Origin of the sequence: Leifsonia poae (genome assembly GCF_027921845.1) — a bacterium.
Lineage (GTDB): Bacteria > Actinomycetota > Actinomycetes > Actinomycetales > Microbacteriaceae > Leifsonia > Leifsonia poae.
On record NZ_BSEN01000006.1, the window covers coordinates 610,461 to 630,099 of the forward strand.

Sequence of the window (19,639 nt, forward strand, 5' to 3'; positions counted from 1 at the left end):
ACTCGATTCAGTCGTTTGAGTCGATCGCGTCGATCCGTAGGAGGGGGAGGCTGGGCGGGCGCGGCGGGGCGCGGCGGAGCGTAGCGAGAACGAAACGTGGGGAAACGTGGGGGAAACGCGCGCTGGGTAGTGTCCGGACATGGGAGATCTCTTCGACAGCTACGGCAGTCTGGCCGTGCGCAGGCGGCGGGGGAGAAGCGCCGCCTGGGACGAGATGTTCGGCGACTACGGCCGCTCCGCCGAGGCGGCCAACGCCCGCCCCGCCTACCGCGAGCTCTACACCGCCCTCGCCGCCCTCACCCAGGACGAGCTGCGCGGCCGCACCGATGCCCTCGCCAGTTCGTACCTCGCCCAGGGCGTGACCTTCGACTTCGCCGGAGAGGAGCGTCCGTTCCCGCTGGACGCGGTTCCGCGCGTGATCGAGCAGCGCGAGTGGATGCGCGTCGAAGCCGGCGTCAAACAGCGGGTCCATGCGCTCGAGGCCTTTCTGAGCGACGTCTACGGCGCGCAGAACGCCGTGCGCGACGGCGTCATCCCGGCGGGGCTCATCACGTCGTCGGCGCACTTCCATCGGGCCGCGGCCGGCATCGAGAGCGCGAACGGCGTGCGCATCCAGGTGTCGGGCATCGACCTGATCAGGGATGAACGCGGGGAGTGGCGCGTTCTCGAAGACAACGTGCGCGTGCCGAGCGGCGTGAGCTACGTGATCTCGAACCGGCGCGTCATGGCGCAGACCCTCCCGGAGCTGTTCACCTCGATGCGCGTCCGCCCGGTCGGCGACTATCCGTACCGGCTGCTGCAGGCGCTGCGGGCGAGCGCGCCCGGCGGCATGGAGGCGCCGAACGTCGTGGTGCTCACACCGGGCGTCTACAACTCGGCGTATTTCGAGCACACCCTCCTCGCGCGGCTCATGGGTGTCGAGCTCGTCGAGGGCCGCGATCTGTTCTGCTCCGGCGGCAAGGTGTGGATGCGCACCACCTCCGGCCCGCAGCGGGTCGACGTGATCTACCGCCGGATCGACGACGAGTTCATCGATCCGCTGCAGTTCCGCGTCGACTCGGTGCTCGGAACGCCCGGCCTGATGCTGGCAGCCCGGCTCGGCAATGTGACGATCGCGAACGCGGTCGGCAACGGCGTCGCGGACGACAAGCTCGTCTACACCTACCTTCCCGACCTCATCCGGTACTACCTCGCCGAGGAACCGGTGATCCCCAACGTCGACACCTGGCGGCTGGAGGATCCGGAGGCGCTCGCCGAGGTGCTCGACCGGCTGGACGAGCTCGTGATCAAGCCGGTGGACGGCAGCGGCGGCAAGGGCCTGGTGATCGGACCGGATGCGAACAAGAAGGAGCTCGCCGAGCTGAAGTCCCGGCTGCTCGCCGACCCCCGGGGCTGGATCGCTCAGCCGGTGGTGCAGCTGTCGACCATCCCGACGCTCGTCGAAGACGGGATGCGCCCGCGTCACGTCGACCTCCGCCCGTTCGCGGTCAACGACGGCCGCGACGTCTGGGTGCTGCCCGGCGGTCTCACGCGCGTCGCGCTCGCCGAGGGCCAGCTCGTCGTCAACAGCAGCCAGGGCGGCGGATCCAAGGACACCTGGGTGGTCGGGATGCCGGGAGCGGCGCCGGAGCCCGGCCAGGAGGGGCGCGGCGTCTCCGACCTCGTCGCGGATCAGGCGTCGACCTCGCTCGCGACCTACGGAACGCAGCACCCGCCGGACCATTCGGACCAGGACGCCCCGCGCAGCGACCAGCAGCAGCAACAGCAACAGAGTCGGCAGCAGCAGAGCAGGCAGGACCCGGTGCCGTATCCGCGGCGGCCGCGCCAGCCCGTGGGCGACGAGGAGTCCGCATGCTGAGCCGCATCGCGTCGAGCCTGTTCTGGATCGGACGCTACATCGAGCGCAGCGACGGCACCGCGCGCATCCTTGACGTGCACCTGCAGCTGCTGCTCGAGGATCCGTGGATCGACGAGGACACCGCCTGCCGCTCCCTGCTCGGCGTGATGGGCAGCGAGGCGCCCGACGGCGAGCTGGCGCGGGAGGACGTCCTGCGCATCCTGGCCGTCGATCGCAGCGCGCCGGCATCCATCGTGTACTCGCTCGGCGCGGCCAGGGAGAACGCCCGCCGCGCCCGCGAGATCGTCTCGACCGAGCTGTGGGAGTGCCTCAACACCACCAGCGCCCGGATGCCCCGCCGCGTCACGAGCGACAAGGTGCACGAGTTCTTCACCTGGGTGCGCGACCGCACGGCGCTCGCCGTCGGCATCATGGACTCGAGTGCGAGCCGCGACGAGGCATGGCACTTCTTCACGCTCGGGCGCAGCCTGGAACGGGCGGACATGACTGCCCGCCTGCTGGCCACCCGCTCGCTGACCGAGGCGAGCGGACCGAGCTGGACGACCATCCTGCGCTCGTGCGGCGCGTACGAGCCGTACCTGCGCACGTACCGCGGGGTGCCGTCGGCCAGGAACGCGGCGGAGTTCCTGCTGCACGACCGGCTGTTCCCGCGCAGCATCCTGTACTCGGTGACCCGCGCCGTGGAGAGCCTGCGCGACATCGAGCCGCGACTCGAACGGGCCGGCGTCTCCGATCGCGCGCAGCGGATGCTCGGGCAGATCCAGAGCGAGCTCGAATTCCGTCCCGTGGCCGAGGTGCTCGACGACCTGCCCGCGTACATGTCCGACATCCAGGATGCGACGAGCGCGGCCACCGAGGCGATCCGGCGCCGGTACTTCCCCGAGAACGTCGCGCCCAGCTGGATCGGAGACAAAGGATGAAACGGCTGAGGGTCACGCACTCGACAGGTTTCCGCTACGACGCCGAGGTGACGGCGTCGTACAACGAGGCCAGGATGCTCCCCGTCTCCGGCGAGCGGCAGCTGGTGCTGCACGCGAACCTGGACGTGCATCCGGTCTCGTCGCATCACCAGTACACCGACTACTGGGGCACGCGGGTTCTGGCCTTCGACGTGCTCGCTCCGCACCGGGAGCTGACGATCACGGCCAGCAGCCTGGTCGAAGTGCTCGAGGCGCCGCATCCGGTGCCGGTGCTCGGCTGGGAGCAGCTGGACGAGCAGGTGCGGCGGTCGGGCGAGCAGGTGCAGCAGCTGCGGCAGACGGAGCTGACCGAGCCTCCGGAGTCCGTGGTCGCGCTGGCGGCGTCGGTGCGGGAGGCGGCCGGCGACGATCCGTGCGGTGCGGCGCACGCGATCTGCGAGGCGGTCGGCGAGGCGATGGAGTACGTCAGCGGGGTGACGGGGGTCAGCTCGACGGCGGCGGAGGCCTGGGAGTCGAAGAAGGGCGTGTGCCAGGACATCGCGCACGTGGCGGTCGGCGCGCTGCGATCGGTGGGCATCCCGGCCAGGTACGTGTCGGGGTACCTGCATCCACGCCCGGACGCCGCCATCGGTGAGACGGTGGTGGGGGAGTCGCACGCCTGGGTGGAATGGTTCTGCGGCACGTGGCACGGGTACGACCCGACGAACCAGCTCGACATCGGCGACCGGCACGTGCGCGTGGGGCACGGGCGCGACTACACGGATGTGGCGCCGCTGCGCGGGGTGTACGCGGGCTCGGCGGGGTCGGAGTTGTTCGTCTCGGTGTCGATCACGCGGGAGTCGTGAGGCTGGCGGCGTGACGCGGGCGGGGCTGTGGTCTCCGCGTAATTCCGGAAGGTCGGGGGTCGGGACGGCGTGTCTCTGGGTGAATCCGGAAGATTGGGGGTTTCGGTGGGGAAGTTCCGGAGTTACGCGGGCGGGCGACCGACAGGCTGCGGGCAGGCCGCCTCCGGCCCGCGCGCGGCGGTCAGCCGGCGGCCGTGAGCGCCGCGTAGAGGTCGGCGCGGGCCGCGAAGTCGCCGAGGTCCCGGCCGAGCAGGCGTTCGGCGTCCGCGACGCGCGCACGCAGGGTGTGGCGGTGGATGCCCAGTTCGCGAGCGGCCACGTCGTACACGCCGTTGTGGTCGAGCCAGGTGCGCAGCACCGCCGGCAGCGACGGGTCGGCCGCGACGAGCGGTGCCAGAGCGGCGGTGGCGACGGCCCGGGCGTCGTCGGTCTGCAGCAGGGCGAGCATCCCGCCCTCGGCCAGGTCGTCGAAGGCGCGAACGGGGGTGTCGGCGCTCGCACGGTCCAGGGCGGCGGTCGCCTGCTGCAGCGCCCGCGCGACCCCCGCGATCGAACCGGGGGCTGAGACGCCGCCGCGCAGTTCGAAGCGCGAAGCGACGCGTTCGACCGTCCGCACCGACTCCGCCGACACCGCCGACTCGGCCGCGTTCGCGAGCAGCAGCACGAGCCCGTCCCCGTCGCGCGCGAACAGGTCGCTCTCCTCCGGGTGCAGCTCGAGCCACTCCGCCGCGGCGTCGACGGCCGCGCCCGTGAGCAGCCCGACCCGCACCGGACCCGTCGGCAAGGCCCCGAGCACCGGCTCGGCGATCGAGGCGGCGAGGTCGTGATCTCCGGCCAGCAGCGCGCGCCACACCGCCGTGCGCAGGCGCCCGCGCGCCGCGTCCGTCGCCCGGCTCTGCTCCAGGGCGAGGCCGGCCAGCGCGACGACGCCGGTGACCACCTGCTGGGCCGCCTGGTCGAGTGACTCGCTGCCGCCGATCGCGAGCACCCCGCGCAGGCGGCCGGCCGCGCCGAGGGTCTGCAGCGCGAACATGTCGGCGCCGACCGGGGCGGTGGCTGCGGCACGGCGGCGTCCCCGCAGCAACGGTTCGGCGCCGTCGGCGAGCGCGAGGCGGTCGGATGCTCGGAGTGCGTTCGCCGGGAACACCCGCTCGACGGCGCCCGCCGCACCGACGAGGGCGACCGGCCGCTCGATCTGCCGGGCGAGCTCTGCGAGAGTCGCGCCCAGGGCGTCCGACCGGAGTGCGGCCAGCGAGATCGCACGGGACGCGCGCAGCGCCCAGGTGTTCCGCGCGTAGGCATCGGCGGCGACCCGGTCGGCGACGAACCGGGCGATCGCGATGAACGGCGTGCGGTACGGCACCTCGAACAGCGGGAGGCCGTGACGGACGCAGGCGTCGACCAGCGCATCCGGGGTGCCGTCGCGCACGACCTCGGTTCCGAAGCCGAGCCCGGCGATGCCGTGGCCGACGAGGCGGGCGACGTACGGTTCGACGTCATCCGGCACCCCCGTCACGAGCAGCACCTGACCGTCGCTGAGGAACGGCGTCGGGTCGGTCAGCTCGGAGCTGTGCACCCAGGGGACCGGGCGCTCCAGCGCCTCCGGGCTGCTCGGCGTGAGGAGCCGGAGGGCGAGCTCGGGTCGCGCGAGAAGCTGGGCGAGTGACGCGGGCACGGCCTCTCCGATCTGCCAGCATGTCGAACGCGGGCAACGCAATTGTACGAGGTGTCGATGCCGTGCGTGCTCGCGTCTCCTTACGATGCCCCCATGACCATCGTCGACACCCCCGCCACCGTCATCGGCGGGCCCGCCCTCCCACAGGAGCGCCGGCTCGTCACGCCCATCCCCGGACCGGAGTCGCGCAAGCGCATGGAGCGCAAGTCGCAGGCCGTCGCCGCGGGCGTCGGAGCCACCGTCCCGGTGTTCGCTGCTGCGGCGGGCGGCGGTGTTCTCGTCGACGTCGACGGCAACTCACTCATCGACTTCGGATCGGGCATCGCCGTGACGGGTGTCGGCAACTCGGCCCCGCGCGTGGTCGAGGCCGTGACGGCTCAGCTCGCGAAGTTCACACACACCTGCTTCACCGTCGCCCCGTACGACTCCTACGTCGACGTGGCGGAGGCGCTCAACAGGCTCACCCCGGGCGACCACGCCAAGCGCAGCGCCCTGTTCAACTCGGGCGCTGAGGCCGTCGAGAACGCCGTCAAGATCGCCCGGCATTACACCGGCAAGCAGGCCGTCGTCGCCTTCGACCACGCCTATCACGGCCGCACCAACCTCACGATGGGCCTGACCGCCAAGAACCAGCCGTACAAGAACGGCTTCGGTCCGTTCGCTCCCGAGATCTACCGCGCGCCGCTGTCGTACCCGCTGCGGGATGGCGGCCTGTCTGGTGCCGAGGCGGCGAAGCGTGCGATCAGCATGATCGAGAAGCAGATCGGCGCCTCCAACCTCGCCGCCCTCATCATCGAGCCGATCCAGGGCGAGGGCGGATTCATCGTCCCCGCCGACGGCTTCCTGCCCGCCCTGGCCGACTGGGCCGCCGCGAACGGCGTCGTCTTCATCGTCGACGAAGTCCAGACCGGCTTCGCCCGCACCGGCACCATGTTCGCCTCCGAGCAGTTCGGCATCGTGCCCGACCTGATCGTCACCGCGAAGGGGATCGCGGGCGGGCTGCCGCTCTCCGCGGTCACCGGCCGGGCCGAGATCATGGACGCCCCGCAGCTGGGCGGCCTCGGCGGCACGTACGGCGGCAACCCGCTCGCCTGCGTGGCCGCGCTCGCCACGATCGAGACCTACGAGACCGAGAACCTGGCCGAGCGGGCCCGCGAGATCGGCGAGATCCTGTTCGAGAAGCTCGGCGCCCTGCGCGACGCCGACCCGCGCGTCGCCGAGGTGCGCGGCCGTGGCGCGATGGTCGCGATCGAACTCGTCGACCCCGAGACGGGCGAGCCGGATGCCGCACTCACCTCGGCCGTGGCGGCTGCGGTCCACGCCGCCGGCGTCGTGCTGCTGACCTGTGGGACGTATGGCAACGTCATCCGGTTCCTGCCGCCCCTGAGCATCCCGGATCACCTGCTCGTCGAGGGTCTCGACGTCGTCGCGGAAGCGCTGGCGAACGCATGAGCGCCGTGGACACTGCAGCCGCTGCAAGCGCCGCAAGCGCCGCGAGCGCCGTGCCGGCTCCCGAGCTGACCGAGCGCGAACGCGAGCTGCTCTCCCGCGTCCCGGACGGCCTGTACATCGGCGGCCGCTGGGAGGCCGGAACGCGCGACCCCATCGAGGTCAGCGATCCGGCGACGGGTCGCGTCATCAAGCGCATCGCCAATGCGGCACCGGAAGACGGCATCCGTGCTCTGGACGCGGCCGTCGAGGCGGCGGAGGCGTGGGCGGCGACCCCGCCCCGCACCCGCGCCGAGATCCTGCGGCGCGCGTTCGACCTGCTGCAGGAGCGGCGTGACGACTTCGCGTTGCTGATGACGCTGGAGATGGGCAAGCCGCTCGCGGAGGCCAACGGCGAGGTGACCTACGGCGGCGAATTCCTCCGCTGGTTCAGCGAGGAGGCCGTGCGCATCTCGGGCCGCTACGGGCAGAACCCCGAGGGCACGGGAACCATGGTCGTCTCGCAGCGACCCGTGGGGCCGTGCTTCCTGATCACGCCGTGGAACTTCCCGCTGGCGATGGCCACCCGCAAGATCGCCCCGGCGCTCGCTGCCGGCTGCACGGTGGTCGTCAAGCCCGCCGAGCTCACGCCCCTCACGACGCTGTTCTTCGCGCAGCTGCTGACGGATGCCGGCGTGCCCGCCGGTGTCGTCAACGTGGTGCAGACCAGCACGGCCGGTGCGCTCTCCGAGCCGATCATCGCCGACCCGCGGCTGCGCAAGCTGTCGTTCACGGGCTCGACGCCGGTCGGGCGCCGCCTCCTCGCGCAGGCCGGGCAGAACGTACTGCGCACCTCGATGGAACTGGGCGGGAACGCGCCATTCGTCGTGTTCGAGGACGCCGACCTGGAGAAGGCGGCGGAGGGCGCGATGCTCGCGAAGTTCCGCAACATCGGCCAGGCCTGCACGGCGGCGAACCGGTTCATCGTGCACGAGTCGATCGCCGAGGAGTTCGCCGCGCGCGTCACCGAGCGGGTTCAGGCGCTGCAGGTCGGGCGCGGAACCGACGACGGTGTGACGATCGGCCCGCTGATCGACGAGCGCGCGGTTGCGTCGATGGGCGAGCTCATTGCGGACGCGTCATCGCGAGGCGCCCGCGTGCTCACCGGGGGCTCGGCGCCGGAGGGCGACGGCTACTTCTTCGAGCCGACGGTCATCACCGATGTGAAGCCCGGCAGCGACATCCTGAACGAGGAGATCTTCGGCCCGGTGCTGGCGATCTCGACGTTCGCGACGGAGGACGAGGCGGTGGCCACGGCCAATTCGACCGAATACGGTCTCGTCGGCTACGTGTTCACGCGAGATCTCGCCCGCGGGCAGCGGATGATCGACCGCATCGACACCGGCATGATGGGCCTCAACACGGGCCTGGTGTCGAACGCGGCTGCTCCCTTCGGCGGCGTGAAGCAGTCGGGCCTCGGTCGCGAGGGCGGACTCGAGGGCATCCACGAGTACCTGAGCCCCAAGTACACGCTGATCCCCGCCTCCTGACCTTCAATCGAGTCCGGGCTTAATCACGCTGCGCGCCGCGCGCCAGCTGATTTTGCCCGGACTCGATTGCGTGCGGGTCAGGTGCGGTCGTCGGAGAGTTCTTCGGCGAGCTTCTGTTTGACGTCGTGCTCGACGAGCACGGGAACGAAGTCGCGCACCGGCGCGCCCTCGAACGTGTCGTGCTCCTCATCGACGAGCTCCTCGATGTGGTCGCGGTCGACCTGAGGGAACCGTTCCGCCAGTCGGTCGGCCGCATGCTCGACCGCGATGTTCTCTTCGTCGGCGACGTGGTCGCCGGGCTGCTGATCGCTCATTGCGCGATTATCCCCGTCTGAGGTGAACGGTCAACCTCTGCCGACGCGATCGAGTCCGGGAGAAGTCGCTCGCCGCGCGGGCGGAGACGCGATTTCTCCCGGACTCGATTGCAGGGGGACTAGGCGGGGAGGGCGTTGGCCTGGGCGACGGAGCCCAGCCAGGCGAGCGAGGGCTTCGGCGTGCGCACGAAGGTCTCGCGATCGACGGCGATGAGCCCGAAGGTCGGACGGTACCCGCTCGCCCACTCGTAGTTGTCGAGTGCGCTCCAGTGCAGGTAGCCCTCGAGCCGAATGCCGTCCTCGATCACCGCGTGCAGCTCGCGCAGCGCGGCATCCGTGTAGGCGATACGTCGCTCGTCGTCGGAGGTCGCGATGCCGTTCTCGGTGATCATAACGGGGACGCCGCCGGACAGCTCCCACGCGCTGCGCACGCCCTCGGCCGCCGCGGGCGGGTAGAACTCCCAGCCCGTGAGCGTGGTCTCCACATCATCGGCCACCGGAAGCGGTCCGTTCGGGCCGATGAAGGTGCGCGTGTACGCCTGCACGCCGACGAAGTCGTCGCCGGCGGACTGCTCGAGGTACCAGTCGTCGCGCGGGTAGCCGTACTCGCGCAGCTTCTCGTCCGAGCCGGGCTCGCCGTTCGAGCGGAACGCCTGGGTCGCGATGGTCCATCCGCTCTTCAGCCCGGAGACCTGCGACAGCACCTCACGCGAACGCCGGTGCGAGGCGAGCAGAGCATCCGCGACCCCGAGATCCGGGTTGGGGAGCCCGTAGGCGACCAGGTTCGCCGCGTCCTCTCCTCCCGCGAGCATGGCCGCGATGTTGGGCTCGTTGATCGTGCAGACGTAGTCGACGCCGTCGGAGACGATCGGAAGCGCGAGCTCGGTGTAGCGGGCGAACAGGTCCGCCGCATCCGGAGCGCGCCAGAAACCGTCGCGCTCGAACCAGCGCGGCACCGTGAAGTGCATCAACGTCACGACCGGGTTGAGCCCGAACTCGTGGGCGGCATCGACCATGCGGCGGTAGTGGTCGATCTCGGCGCGGGACACGAAGCCGCGCTCGGGCTCGATGCGGGCCCACTCCACACTGAACCGGTAGGTGTTCAGCCCGGCGTCGGCGAGGAGCCGCATGTCTTCGCGGTAGCGGTGATAGCTGTCCATGCCGTCACCGGACGGCTCGACGATCGAGGTGCCCAGGGTGTGCTCGTGCACCCACCAGTTGCTGTTGATGTTGTTGCCTTCGATCTGGTGGGCGGCAGTAGCCGCACCCCACAGGAAGCCGTCGGGGAAGGTGAGCACAGTTCTCCTGTTCATCGGTGGTTTCGTCTCGGCCCGGGTCGGCTCAGGAGACGGAGGTGAAGAAGTCGTCGAGCGCCGCGGCGGTCGCCGCCGGCGCCTCGAGCTGCGGTGAGTGGGCGCCGCCCGGGATCACCGTGTAGCGGGCGCCCAGGCGCTCGGCCATGTCGCGCTGATCGGCGATCGGCCACGCTTCGTCGAACTCGCCGTGGGCGACGAGCGCAGGCAGACCGGCTGCGCGCAGCTCGTCGGTGGTGTCGGAGTGGGTGCGCAGGATCTCGGCCGCGGCGAGGAGGTTGTCGCTCGAGGTGCGCGCGGCACGGAGGCGCAGAAAGGCCTCGTCGGGCGTCAGCCGGTCATCCGGGAGCCCGATGGTGTGGGGGTTGTCGCGATCCCAGAGCCCGATCGATCCGTGCGCGGCGACCGTGTCGGAGGTCTCCTGATGACGGCCGGGCCAGCCGTGCGGACCTGAGCAGAGCATCGTGACCGAGGCGAACGACGCGGGTGATGCGATCGCGGCCGCCTGGGCGACGATGCCGCCGAAGCTGTGGCCCACCAGGTGCACGGGTCGTCCCTCTCCGAGGAGTTCGGCGGCAGCGACGGCGTCGGAGGCGAAGGCGTCCAATGCGTACGAACCGATGCCGGCCGGCGCGGCCGAGTCGGCCTGCCCGCGCTGACTGTACGACCACGCCTCCCACCCCTGCGCGGCGAGCAGCGGGAGGAACGTGCGGAAGTCTTCCTTCGACCCGGTGAAACCGGGCACGATCAGTACGACTCCGCGTGTGGGCGCAGCAGACGGTCTCGCCCGGTACGCGGTCAGCGTCCCGGCCGTCGACGGGAGGCCCAGCACCTCGACCCCGTCGGGCACGGGCTGCGCACCGAAGGGCTCGATCCGAGCGAACGACGGTCCGGATGCCGGCGCGGTCACGCGAGCGCCTCCCGAGTGCGCGCCGGGTTCGGCACGGCGTCGAGCAATTGGATCGTGTAGGGGTCGCTCGGATGCTGGAGCACCTCGGCTGTCGCCCCGCGCTCGACCACGCGGCCCGCGTTCAGCACCAGGATGTCGTCGGTGATGAGCCGCGCCGACAGCAGGTCGTGCGTGATGTAGAGCATCGAGACGCCCCATCGCTCGCGCAGGTCTTCGAGCAGAGCGAGCACGCCGGCGCGCAGGGAGACGTCGAGCATCGAGACGGGCTCGTCGGCGATGAGCACCTGCGGGTCGCTGGCGAGCGCCCGTGCGATCACGACGCGCTGCCGCTGACCGCCCGAGAGCTGGTGAGGGAGCTTCGCTGCGAACTGCTCGACCGGGGTGAGACCGACCGTCTCCAGCAGTTCGAGCACGCGCCGCCGGGCATCCCGCCCGCTGAGACCCGTGAAGTTCACGATCGGCCGCGTCAGCGTGTACTCCACCGAGTGCAGCGGGTTGAGCGCCGCATACGGATCCTGGAACACCATCTGCACGTTCTTGTGCAGGTTCCGGATGCCCTTGCGGTTCAGGCCCGGCACGTCGAGGTCGCCGAACCGCACCGTGCCGGAGGTCGGCTTTTCGACGCCGGTCACCAGCTTCGCGATGGTCGACTTGCCGCTGCCGGACGCCCCGACGAGCGCCAGCGACTGACCGGGCTCGAGCGTGAACGACACGTTGTCGACGGCCGTGACGGGGTTCTCGCCGCGGCGGGGCGGCGGGTAGATCTTCGAGACGCCGTCGACGACGATCGCCGACTCGGCCGACCGGCCCTGGCGTGCGGACGCGCCGGTGTCGCGCGACGGCCCCGACGACTGCGACGGCCCCGACGGCTCCGACGGCCTTGACGACTGCGACGGCACCGACGACTCCCGCTTCGGCGACCGCCGCGCCGGGAAGCCCGGCAGCTCGACGACCTCGCCGCGCGGGTCGGCGTAGTGGCTCAGCAGCATCCGCGTGTAGTCGTGCTCCGGGCGCTCCAGGATGTCGCGGCTCGGCGCATCCTCGACGATCCGGCCGTCGTGCATGACGAGCACGCGCTGCGTCGCCTCGAGCACCACGCCCAGGTCGTGGCTGATCAGGATGGCGGTGAAGCCTTCCGAGCGCTGCAGCTCGGTGATCGTGTCCATGATCGCGTGCTGCACCAGAACGTCGAGTGCCGTGGTCGGTTCGTCGAACACCATGAGCTGCGGCTCGAGGGAGAGTGCGAGGGCAATGGATACGCGCTGGCGCATGCCTCCGGAGAGCTCACCGGGGAAGCGCGCGAGCACCTGCGGCGTCAGGCCGACCTTCTCGACCAGCTCGGCCATCCGGTCGTCCCAGCGTTCGCGGGCGACGTGGCCGTGCGCGCGGAAGATGTCGACGAAGTGCTTGCGCACCGTGCGGACGGGGTTCAGGGCATTCATGCCCGACTGCAGCACCATGGCGAAGCCGCCCTGACGCTGGCGTCGCAGCGCTTCGGCGTCGAGTTCGCGGATGTCGTGACCGCCGAACCGGATCTCTCCCCCGTTCGTGCGGGCCGGAGGCTTCTGCAGTCGGGTGACCGCGAAGCCGAGCGTCGATTTTCCAGAGCCGGACTCGCCCACCAGGCCGACGAACTCGCCGGCGCCGACGGTGAAGGAGACGTGGTCGACGGCTTGCACCGGCGTCTGGCCGGCCGACTCGTAGACGACGGACAGGTCGCGGACCTCGAGCAGCTGACTCATCGGGTCTTCCTTTCAGTGGCGGCGCTCTCGCGCCGGCGGCGACCTTCACGGAGGCGCGGGTTGCTGATCGCGTCGACGCCGAAGTTGATCAGCGTGAGGCTCATGGCGAGCAGTGCGATGCAGAGGCCGGGCGCGAACAGCAGCGCCCACTGGCCGGTGAGCAGGGCGTTCGAGTTCTGCGCCCAGTAGAGGATGGTGCCCCAGCTGACGATCGACGAGTCGCCGAGCCCCAGGAACTCGAGGCCGGCCTCGGCCAGGATGGCGGCGGTCGCCGCCCCGAAGAAGCTGCCGGTGATCAGCGAGGTCATGTTCGGGAGGATCTCGCTGAACACGATGCGGAACGGCCGGTCGCCGGAGAACCGCGCCGCGGTCACGAAGTCGCGCGATCGCAGCGACTGCGTCTGGCTGCGCAGCACGCGCGCACCCCACGCCCAGCCGGTGATCACGATGACCGTCACGATCATGAACAGGCCGCCGTTCTGCAGATACGCGGCGATCACGATCATCAGCGGCAGGCCAGGGATGACGAGGAACAGGTTCACGAAGAAGTTCACGACCTCGGCGCCGAACCCCCGGATGTAGCCCCAGCTGAGGCCGATCAGCACGGCGACGATCGTCGACAGCAGGCCGGCGATGAAGCCGACCGTCACGCTGACGCGGGCGCCGAAGATGAGCTGGCTGAGCACATCCTCGCCTGCGGCCGTCGTGCCGAGCCAGTGCTCGGGGCTGGGATCGGCGTTGCGCGGGAAGCCGTCCTGCGTTGCGCCGTACGGGGCCAGCAGCGGGGCGAAGATCGCGACGAGCACGAAGAACGCCAGGATGATCAGGCCGAGCCGCGACTTCCAGTTGGCCCAGAGGGTGCCGGTGACGCGGCCGATGAACGCGAACCGCCGTGGCGGGTGCGTCGTCTCGACGGAGATGGACTTGATGTTCTGTGTCGTAGTCATCGGCGGGTCCTAGGGTCGAGTACGCCGTACAGAATGTCGACGAGGAAGTTGGCGACGAGAACGCTCACCGTGATGAGCAGGAAGAGCGCCTGCATGAGCGGGTAGTCCTGCCCGATCACGGCGTTGAACAGCAGGAAGCCGATGCCGGGGTAGCCGAACACCTGCTCGACGAGGATCGAGCCGCCCACCACGCCGCCGAGCGCCAGGCCGAAGCCGGTGAGGTTCGGCAGGATCGCGTTGCGGGCCGCGTACTTCATCGCGACGGTGCGGCCCTTGAGGCCGTTGGCCTCGGCGAAGGTCACGTAGTCGTCTCCCAGCGTGTTGATCATCGCGTTGCGCATCCCGAGGATCCAGCCGCCGATCGAGGTGATCAGGATGGTGACCGCCGGGAGCACCGCGTGGTACGCCACGTCCGTCATGAAGTCCCAGGTGAAGCCGGGTGTCGCGGTGGGCCCGTACGCTCCGGATGTCGGGAACCAGTGCAGCACGTAGCCGAGGAAGAACAACAGCAGCAGCGCGGTCCAGAAGTAGGGGAACGTGCTCGCGAAGGTGCCGGTGAGGGTCGGCAGGGAGTCGAGCCAGGTGTTGCGCTTCCAGGCGGCGAGCACCCCGAGCAGTGTTCCGACGGCGAACGCGACGATGGTCACGATGCCGAGCAGCACGATCGTGTAGGGGAACGCCTGCCCGACGAGCTCCGACACCGACTGCGGATAGAAGGTGTACGAGACGCCGAAGTCGAAGGTGACGACCTGGTGCAGGTAGTGCACGTACTGATCCCAGAGGTTGCCGCCCGGGACGCCGAGCTGGGCCGCGATGGCGTCACGGGTCGCCTGGGTCACCGGGCCGTTCTGCGAGAGTTTTGCGATCGCGGCGTCGGTGGGTGAGCCGGGCATCAGGCGCGGCAGGATGAAGTTCAACGTGACGGCGGCCCACAGGGTGAGCACGAAGAGGCCGAGTTTGCGCAGTGCGTACGTCATGGTGTTACTCGCCCTCCTTCCGGAGCTTGAGGTGCGTGAACACCAGGAGCGGGGTCTGGTCGTAGGTCTGCGGAGGCGCGTACGGGTTCTTCGCGTCCGGCCATCCGGTGAACTTGGCGTCGTTGTAGAGACCCCAGAGTCCGCCGTAGTAGAGGCCGATGACGGGCAGCTCGTCGTAGACGACGTTCTGCAGGCGGTGGCTGATGGCCAGCCGCTCGGCGTCGTCGGTGCTCGACTTGTACTCCTGCAGCAGGGCATCCGTGCTCGGGCTCTTGTAGCGCTGGAAGTTGCTGGCCGTCGGCTTGCCGATCGGGGTGGCGAACGCGCTGTTGAGCAGGCCGTTGTAGTTCTGGAAGATGATGCCGCCGCCCATGCCGCCCATCGCGACCTGGAAGTCGCCGTTCTGGATGGCCTGCTGGTAGCCCGGCGGCTGCGGCTGCTTGATGCTCACGTCGATGCCGAGTGCGCCGAGTTCCTTGCGCACCTCCTGCACGGCGCGCAGCCAGTCCGAGTACCCGTTCGCCGTGGTGATCGAGAAGGCGAGCTGCTTGCCGTCGCGGCCGACCAACTTGTCACCCTGCTGCGTGTAGCCCGACGCCGCGAACGCCGCGAGGGCCGCCTTGGTGTTCTGGGCGATGATGCCTTTGTCCGGGATCGAGGTGTCGAGCTCGGCCTCCTGGTTCGGCAGCATGAGGCCCGTCTGACCCGCGGCCGTAAGGTAGCCCTCGGTCGCCGAGTCGGCGATCTTGTCCTTGTCGAGCGCGAGCGCGATGCCGCGGCGCACGTTGATGTCGTTGAACGGCTTCATCGTGAGGTTCGGCATGAGGCTGATCACGCCGCCCGGCGGGAACCAGTACTTGTTGTTCGGGTTCGCCGAGAGCCAGGTGCCCTTCACATCGCTCATGAAGGCGTACGCCCAATCGAAGCCCTTGGTGGCGATGTCGAGCTCGCTGGTGGCCGAGGGGAGCACGAGGTGCTTCACCTGCACCTTGTCGGCCTGCCAGTACGACTCGTTCTTGTCCATCGTGTACTGCTGCGACGAGAAGTTGCCGAGCGTGTACGGACCGGTGCCGACCGGGTCGGGGTTGCGCCAGGTGTCCGGGTGCTCCTGGTTCTTCCAGATGTGCTCGGGGACCATCAGCGTCTGGGAGATGACGTCGGCCGCCGGTGCATCCGCCTCCTTGAGGTGGAAGATCACGTGCTCGCCCTTCACCTCGATGCTGGCGATGTGCTGCCACGCACCCTTCAGGTCGAGCGCCGGGAACTTCTTGATGAGGTCGAACGTGAAGACGACGTCGGCGGGGGTGAACGGCTTGCCGTCCGACCAGGTGACGCCGCTGCGGATCGTGTAGTCGATGGTCTTGGCGTCGGGCAGGTCGACGGCGCTCGCCAGCCACATCGTCTGGGTGCCGTCGAGCACGTTGATGACCGTCAGCGGCTCGTACATGTAGGTGGACGCTGCGCGCTTGTTCACCGCGAACGGGTTGAAGTTGCGCTCCATCATCGGCGTGCCCTTGTCGGCCGCCAGCAGCATGGTGTCGGCGGGGATCGACGGGTCCTGCTCGCTCTTGATCTGGATGCTGCAGCCGGAGAGGAGCAGCCCGGCGGCGGCGACGGTCGCGAGGATCGCCATCCGGGCGCGCCGAGATCGACCGGCCGTGGGCCGGGACCTTCCGGGAGTGTCGTGTTTCGTGTGCGTCATCGCCACCGTCCTTGCTCGTCCGCGGCGACCGGTCCGGGCGGCGCCGGCGGGCTCGTTCCCGCGTGGCGCCACCGCAGGTGACCGATCGCCGTGGTGGGGTTCGCCACGAGTGTAAGCGCATACATTTTGAATTGCAAGCCGAGTCGCAGGGCCGGTCGGTCGCGAACCGGGGCACAATTCCGGAAGTCCGGTCGAGGTTGGCGCCGATCTTCCGGTGTTGTGCGGAACCGCGCGGCGCGTCGCTTCGGACTTCCGGAATTGCGGAACCGCCCGGCCATCGGCGTTGGGCGGAACGTATCCGAGGATCCGCAGATACGCTCGAACGAATCGCGTGAACACGGGCCCCGAGCGAACTCCTCGAACGCCCTCAGCAGCGCTCGGAACTCTCGCGCAGGATGACCTCGACGGGCAGCCTCACGGAGGTCGCCGGCCGATCCGGGTCGGCGAGCCGGCGCACCAACGCCTGCACCGCGGCCCGCCCGAGCAGCTCCATCGGCTGCCGCACGGTCGTGAGTCGCGGCGTCGAGAGGCGTCCGGCATCGATTCCGTCGAACCCGGTCACGATCAGTGCATCCGGGACCGCGATCTCGGCGATGCGCGCTGCATCGATCACGCCGAGCGCCATCTGGTCGTTCGCGCATACCACCGCGCGCGGCAGCGTCGGACGGGCGAGGAGCTCACGCCCGGCACGCCGCCCGCCGTCGCGGGTGAAGTCGCCTCTCAGCTGCGGTTCGTCCGGGGGTGTGATCCCGTGCTCGAGCAGCGCGCTGCGGAAACCGTCCCACCGCTCGAGGTCGTCGGGGGAGTCCGCGCTGCCGGCCACGTAGACCAGATCGGTGACGTCGAGGTCGTCGAGCAGGTGCGTGACCAGCGCGTGCATTCCCTCGGTGTTGCTGACCGAGACGTGGTCGAGTGCGTCGCCGCGGCGCGGGCCGGCCATGACCACCACCGGGATGCGGCGCGCCAGCTGGCCGAGCTCCTCTTCGCTCGCACTCCCGGCGAGCACGATGAGTCCGTCGACGCGGCCGGCCATGTCGCGCACGGTGTCGTGGGCGGTCTCGCCGCGGCCGACGCCGACGAGCAGGACGAAGCCGCTGCGCCAGGCCTCGACCTCGCTGCCCCGCAGCACCTCGTCGAAGTACAGATTCAGCGGCCGGGTGTCGACCGCGCCGGAGACGTCGCGCACGATCGTGGCGGAGCCCGTGGACGGCCTGTCGGCGTCGAACGGGATGTCGGCGATGTCGTCCATCGCGTCGAGTCCGGGGAAGAAGAGCCCGATCACGCCGGTGCGGCGCGCTGCGAGGTTGCGGGCGGATCCGCTCGGGACGTAGCCCAGCGCATCCACCGAGGCGAGCACGCGCTCCCGCGTCGCCGGCTTGACCGTGTCGGGTCTGCTGAAGACCCGCGAAACGGTCGCGATGGAGACGCCGGCATGGGTGGCGACGTCGTAGACGGTGGGTATCTTGCCGATGAGCGCGCTCCCTCCGGGCTTCGAGCACACCAATGATACGCAGCCCGCCGACGGCTCCCGTCCCGCCGGCTCCCCGCCCCGCTCGCGCCTCCGCTCCGTCCGCCCCCGCCCCCGCAATCGAGTCCGAACTTGTTTCCGCGACACGCCGCGCTTCGCAGCAACAAGTTCGGACTCGATTGTGGGTGCGGGCGCGGCGGGGCGCGGGGGCGGCGCGGATGCGGCCGCACGAGTGGGGGAGGCGCCGCAGGCCCGTCCGTGGGAGGCTGGCTTCATGGCTGAGACGATCGACGTAGTAGTGGTGCGGGTCTTCACCGACGACCGGGGCGCCAACGGCAACGAGCTGGGCATCCTGCGAAGCAGCCCCGCGACGCACAACAGGGAGCAGGAGATCGCGACGGGACTCGGCTTCAGCGAGACCGTCTTCGTCGACGAGGTCGGGCCGGATGCTCCCGAGGGGCGCGGCGCGACCATCCGGATCTTCACGCCGGCCAGCGAACTGCCCTTCGCCGGGCATCCGAGTGTCGGCACCGCCTGGTGGCTCGCCCACGAGCACATGTCCGTCGCCGTGCTGCACGAGAAGGCCGGCGATGTCACCGTGCGCGACGACGGCAACCTGACCTGGATCACCGCCGATCCCGCGTGGACGCCGACCTTCGAATGGCTGCCCCTGCGGTCGCCGGAGGACGTCGACGCACTCGATCCGCTCGCCTTCACCAGCGGCCAGCACTACGCCTACGCCTGGCTCGACGAGGAGAAGGGCCTGCTGCGCGCCCGGATGTTCGCGCCGGCGATGGGGATCATCGAAGACGAGGCGACCGGCGCCGCCGCGATCGCCGTCACGACGCGGCTCGGACGCGACCTGAGCATCAGCCAGGGCGAGGGCTCCGAGCTCTTCACCGAGCGGGGCGACGACGGCCTGGTGCGCGTCGGAGGCCGCACCATCTACGACCGCACCATCGCGGTGAGCCTGTGATCGGCAGAACCGTCGTCGAGCATCCGGTCGGTGAGCCGGGGGAGGGCCCGTACGGCGTTGCCGTGACGCGCGACGGCGCCGTCTGGTTCACGCTCGTGCACGGCGGACGGGTCGGGCGTCGTGACGCCGACGGCACCGTCGCCTACCTCGCGCTCGGCGCGGAGGGGCGGCCGGCGCAGCCGTCGCAGCTCGCCGCCGCGAACGACACGAGCGTGTGGGTCACGGACACGACCGGCAACCGACTGGTGCTGCTCGATGTCGCCGACGGCGCGATCGTCACGGTCACGAGCGTCGCGGTCCCCACGCCGGATGCCCAGCCGTTCGGTGTCGTCGCGCTGGACGACGGCACGACCTGGTTCACCGAGCTGGGGGCGGATGCCCTCGGACGGATCGACATCCTGGGGCGCGTCGACGAGTTCCCGGTGGGGCGCGCGGGGTCGTTCGTCTCGATGATCGCCACCACGGGTGACAGCCTCTGGTTCACCCTCAACGCGGCCGGCACGATCGGGCATGTGCGCGGTGGCGACGCCGCGATCGCCTTCACGGAGCTTCCGCGTGATCCGGCGGGCCCGGTGGGCATCGCGGTGGCCGGGGACGGCGCGGTCTGGGTGGCCGAGATCCTGGCGGATGCTCTGGCCCGGGTTCAGCGCAACGGAACGCTCACCGAGTTCCCCCTCGAGACCGGGTCGAAGCCGCACGCGGTGGCGGCGGATCCGGCGGATGGCGTGTGGGTGACGCTGTGGGGCACCGGCCAGGTCGCGTCGGTCGCCGACGACGGCACGGTCGTCACGCACGACCTGCCCGACCCCGAGAGCGAGCCGCACGGCATCGCGGTCGCGGAGGACGGCACCGTGTGGGTCGCCCTCGAGTCCGGCGCGCTCGCCGAGCTCGCCCCGGTCTCCGCCCGCTGACGCGAACCCGCGCCGTTCGGGCCCGCTGACGCGATCCCGCTTCGTTGAGGGGCAGCAAATCCGCCTTCCACCGGCGTGTTTAGGCTGATTTGCCACCCCTCAA

Annotated in this window: 16 protein-coding genes; 7 read left to right on the plus strand and 9 right to left on the minus strand. The window is 70.2% G+C overall.

The genetic code is table 11. The annotated features are described in order from the left end of the window. Nucleotides 1–139: 139 nt before the first annotated feature. Genes PKE84_RS09940 through PKE84_RS09950 form a run of 3 tightly spaced genes read left to right on the plus strand, consistent with a single transcriptional unit; the run spans nt 140 to nt 3,623 of the window. Complete coding sequence (locus tag PKE84_RS09940; protein ID WP_271177065.1) at nt 140–1,858, plus strand: circularly permuted type 2 ATP-grasp protein; 1,719 nt, start codon at nt 140–142, stop codon at nt 1,856–1,858. Further along, nucleotides 1,852–2,778 (plus strand): alpha-E domain-containing protein, encoded by a 927-nt coding sequence (locus tag PKE84_RS09945; RefSeq protein ID WP_271177066.1) that lies wholly within the window; start codon nt 1,852–1,854, stop codon nt 2,776–2,778. Before PKE84_RS09940 ends, PKE84_RS09945 begins: the two co-directional genes overlap by 7 nt. After that, nucleotides 2,775–3,623: a transglutaminase family protein gene (locus PKE84_RS09950; protein WP_271177067.1), complete on the plus strand. Its 849-nt coding sequence runs from the start codon at nt 2,775–2,777 to the stop codon at nt 3,621–3,623. Before PKE84_RS09945 ends, PKE84_RS09950 begins: the two co-directional genes overlap by 4 nt. Nucleotides 3,624–3,804: 181 nt before the next feature. On the opposite strand, the gene PKE84_RS09955 is transcribed toward PKE84_RS09950, so the two are convergent. Further along, nucleotides 3,805–5,298, minus strand: coding sequence for a PucR family transcriptional regulator (locus tag PKE84_RS09955; protein WP_271177068.1), 1,494 nt, complete (start codon nt 5,296–5,298; stop codon nt 3,805–3,807). Nucleotides 5,299–5,391: 93 nt separating this feature from the next. On the opposite strand from PKE84_RS09955, the gene gabT reads away from it, so the two are divergent. Together gabT and PKE84_RS09965 are read left to right on the plus strand one after the other, a co-directional pair. Continuing rightward, nucleotides 5,392–6,750, plus strand: a complete 1,359-nt coding sequence (gene gabT, locus PKE84_RS09960; RefSeq protein ID WP_271177069.1) for a 4-aminobutyrate--2-oxoglutarate transaminase — start codon at nt 5,392–5,394, stop codon at nt 6,748–6,750. A gap of 65 nt (nt 6,751–6,815) precedes the next feature. Beyond that, nucleotides 6,816–8,276, plus strand: coding sequence for an NAD-dependent succinate-semialdehyde dehydrogenase (locus PKE84_RS09965; RefSeq protein ID WP_271177146.1), 1,461 nt, complete (start codon nt 6,816–6,818; stop codon nt 8,274–8,276). A 77-nt stretch (nt 8,277–8,353) separates the two neighbouring features. Here PKE84_RS09965 and PKE84_RS09970 read toward each other — a convergent pair whose 3' ends face one another. The 8 genes from PKE84_RS09970 to PKE84_RS10005 all read right to left on the minus strand — a co-directional run bounded on the left by PKE84_RS09970 (nt 8,354) and on the right by PKE84_RS10005 (nt 17,682). Continuing rightward, nucleotides 8,354–8,590, minus strand: coding sequence for a three-helix bundle dimerization domain-containing protein (locus PKE84_RS09970; RefSeq protein WP_271177070.1), 237 nt, complete (start codon nt 8,588–8,590; stop codon nt 8,354–8,356). Nucleotides 8,591–8,709: 119 nt separating this feature from the next. After that, complete coding sequence (locus PKE84_RS09975) at nt 8,710–9,903, minus strand: glycoside hydrolase family 1 protein (protein WP_271177071.1); 1,194 nt, start codon at nt 9,901–9,903, stop codon at nt 8,710–8,712. 28 nt (nt 9,904–9,931) lie between these two features. Further along, nucleotides 9,932–10,813: an alpha/beta fold hydrolase gene (locus PKE84_RS09980; RefSeq protein ID WP_271177072.1), complete on the minus strand. Its 882-nt coding sequence runs from the start codon at nt 10,811–10,813 to the stop codon at nt 9,932–9,934. Further along, a complete protein-coding gene (locus tag PKE84_RS09985) occupies nt 10,810–12,555 on the minus strand; it encodes an ABC transporter ATP-binding protein (RefSeq protein WP_271177073.1) in 1,746 nt (581 codons plus the stop codon). The genes PKE84_RS09980 and PKE84_RS09985 overlap by 4 nt, the downstream gene beginning before the upstream one ends. Beyond that, nucleotides 12,552–13,502, minus strand: coding sequence for an ABC transporter permease (locus PKE84_RS09990; protein WP_271177074.1), 951 nt, complete (start codon nt 13,500–13,502; stop codon nt 12,552–12,554). The genes PKE84_RS09985 and PKE84_RS09990 overlap by 4 nt, the downstream gene beginning before the upstream one ends. Then, nucleotides 13,499–14,479 (minus strand): ABC transporter permease, encoded by a 981-nt coding sequence (locus PKE84_RS09995; protein WP_271177075.1) that lies wholly within the window; start codon nt 14,477–14,479, stop codon nt 13,499–13,501. Before PKE84_RS09995 ends, PKE84_RS09990 begins: the two co-directional genes overlap by 4 nt. 4 nt (nt 14,480–14,483) lie before the next feature. Then, entirely contained in the window at nt 14,484–16,112 is a 1,629-nt protein-coding gene (locus PKE84_RS10000) for an ABC transporter substrate-binding protein (protein ID WP_271177076.1), read from the minus strand. 436 nt (nt 16,113–16,548) lie between these two features. After that, nucleotides 16,549–17,682, minus strand: coding sequence for a LacI family DNA-binding transcriptional regulator (locus tag PKE84_RS10005; protein WP_271177077.1), 1,134 nt, complete (start codon nt 17,680–17,682; stop codon nt 16,549–16,551). Between the two features lie 241 nt (nt 17,683–17,923). On the opposite strand from PKE84_RS10005, the gene PKE84_RS10010 reads away from it, so the two are divergent. Further along, nucleotides 17,924–18,625: a PhzF family phenazine biosynthesis protein gene (locus tag PKE84_RS10010; protein ID WP_271177078.1), complete on the plus strand. Its 702-nt coding sequence runs from the start codon at nt 17,924–17,926 to the stop codon at nt 18,623–18,625. Next, complete coding sequence (locus PKE84_RS10015) at nt 18,622–19,536, plus strand: Vgb family protein (RefSeq protein WP_271177079.1); 915 nt, start codon at nt 18,622–18,624, stop codon at nt 19,534–19,536. Before PKE84_RS10010 ends, PKE84_RS10015 begins: the two co-directional genes overlap by 4 nt. Nucleotides 19,537–19,639 lie beyond the last annotated feature (103 nt).

What these genes read in the sequence shown, in the direction of transcription:
- PKE84_RS09945 (WP_271177066.1), top strand. Translation starts at nt 1,852, where the DNA reads ATGCTGAGCCGCATCGCGTCGAGCCTGTTCTGGATCGGACGCTACATC.
- PKE84_RS09940 (WP_271177065.1), top strand. Translation starts at nt 140, where the DNA reads ATGGGAGATCTCTTCGACAGCTACGGCAGTCTGGCCGTGCGCAGGCGG.
- PKE84_RS09975 (WP_271177071.1), bottom strand. Translation starts at nt 9,903, where the DNA reads ATGAACAGGAGAACTGTGCTCACCTTCCCCGACGGCTTCCTGTGGGGT.
- PKE84_RS10010 (WP_271177078.1), top strand. Translation starts at nt 17,924, where the DNA reads ATGGCTGAGACGATCGACGTAGTAGTGGTGCGGGTCTTCACCGACGAC.
- PKE84_RS10000 (WP_271177076.1), bottom strand. Translation starts at nt 16,112, where the DNA reads ATGGCGATCCTCGCGACCGTCGCCGCCGCCGGGCTGCTCCTCTCCGGC.
- PKE84_RS09985 (WP_271177073.1), bottom strand. Translation starts at nt 12,555, where the DNA reads ATGAGTCAGCTGCTCGAGGTCCGCGACCTGTCCGTCGTCTACGAGTCG.
- PKE84_RS09995 (WP_271177075.1), bottom strand. Translation starts at nt 14,479, where the DNA reads ATGACGTACGCACTGCGCAAACTCGGCCTCTTCGTGCTCACCCTGTGG.
- gabT (WP_271177069.1), top strand. Translation starts at nt 5,392, where the DNA reads ATGACCATCGTCGACACCCCCGCCACCGTCATCGGCGGGCCCGCCCTC.
- PKE84_RS09970 (WP_271177070.1), bottom strand. Translation starts at nt 8,590, where the DNA reads ATGAGCGATCAGCAGCCCGGCGACCACGTCGCCGACGAAGAGAACATC.
- PKE84_RS09990 (WP_271177074.1), bottom strand. Translation starts at nt 13,502, where the DNA reads ATGACTACGACACAGAACATCAAGTCCATCTCCGTCGAGACGACGCAC.
- PKE84_RS09950 (WP_271177067.1), top strand. Translation starts at nt 2,775, where the DNA reads ATGAAACGGCTGAGGGTCACGCACTCGACAGGTTTCCGCTACGACGCC.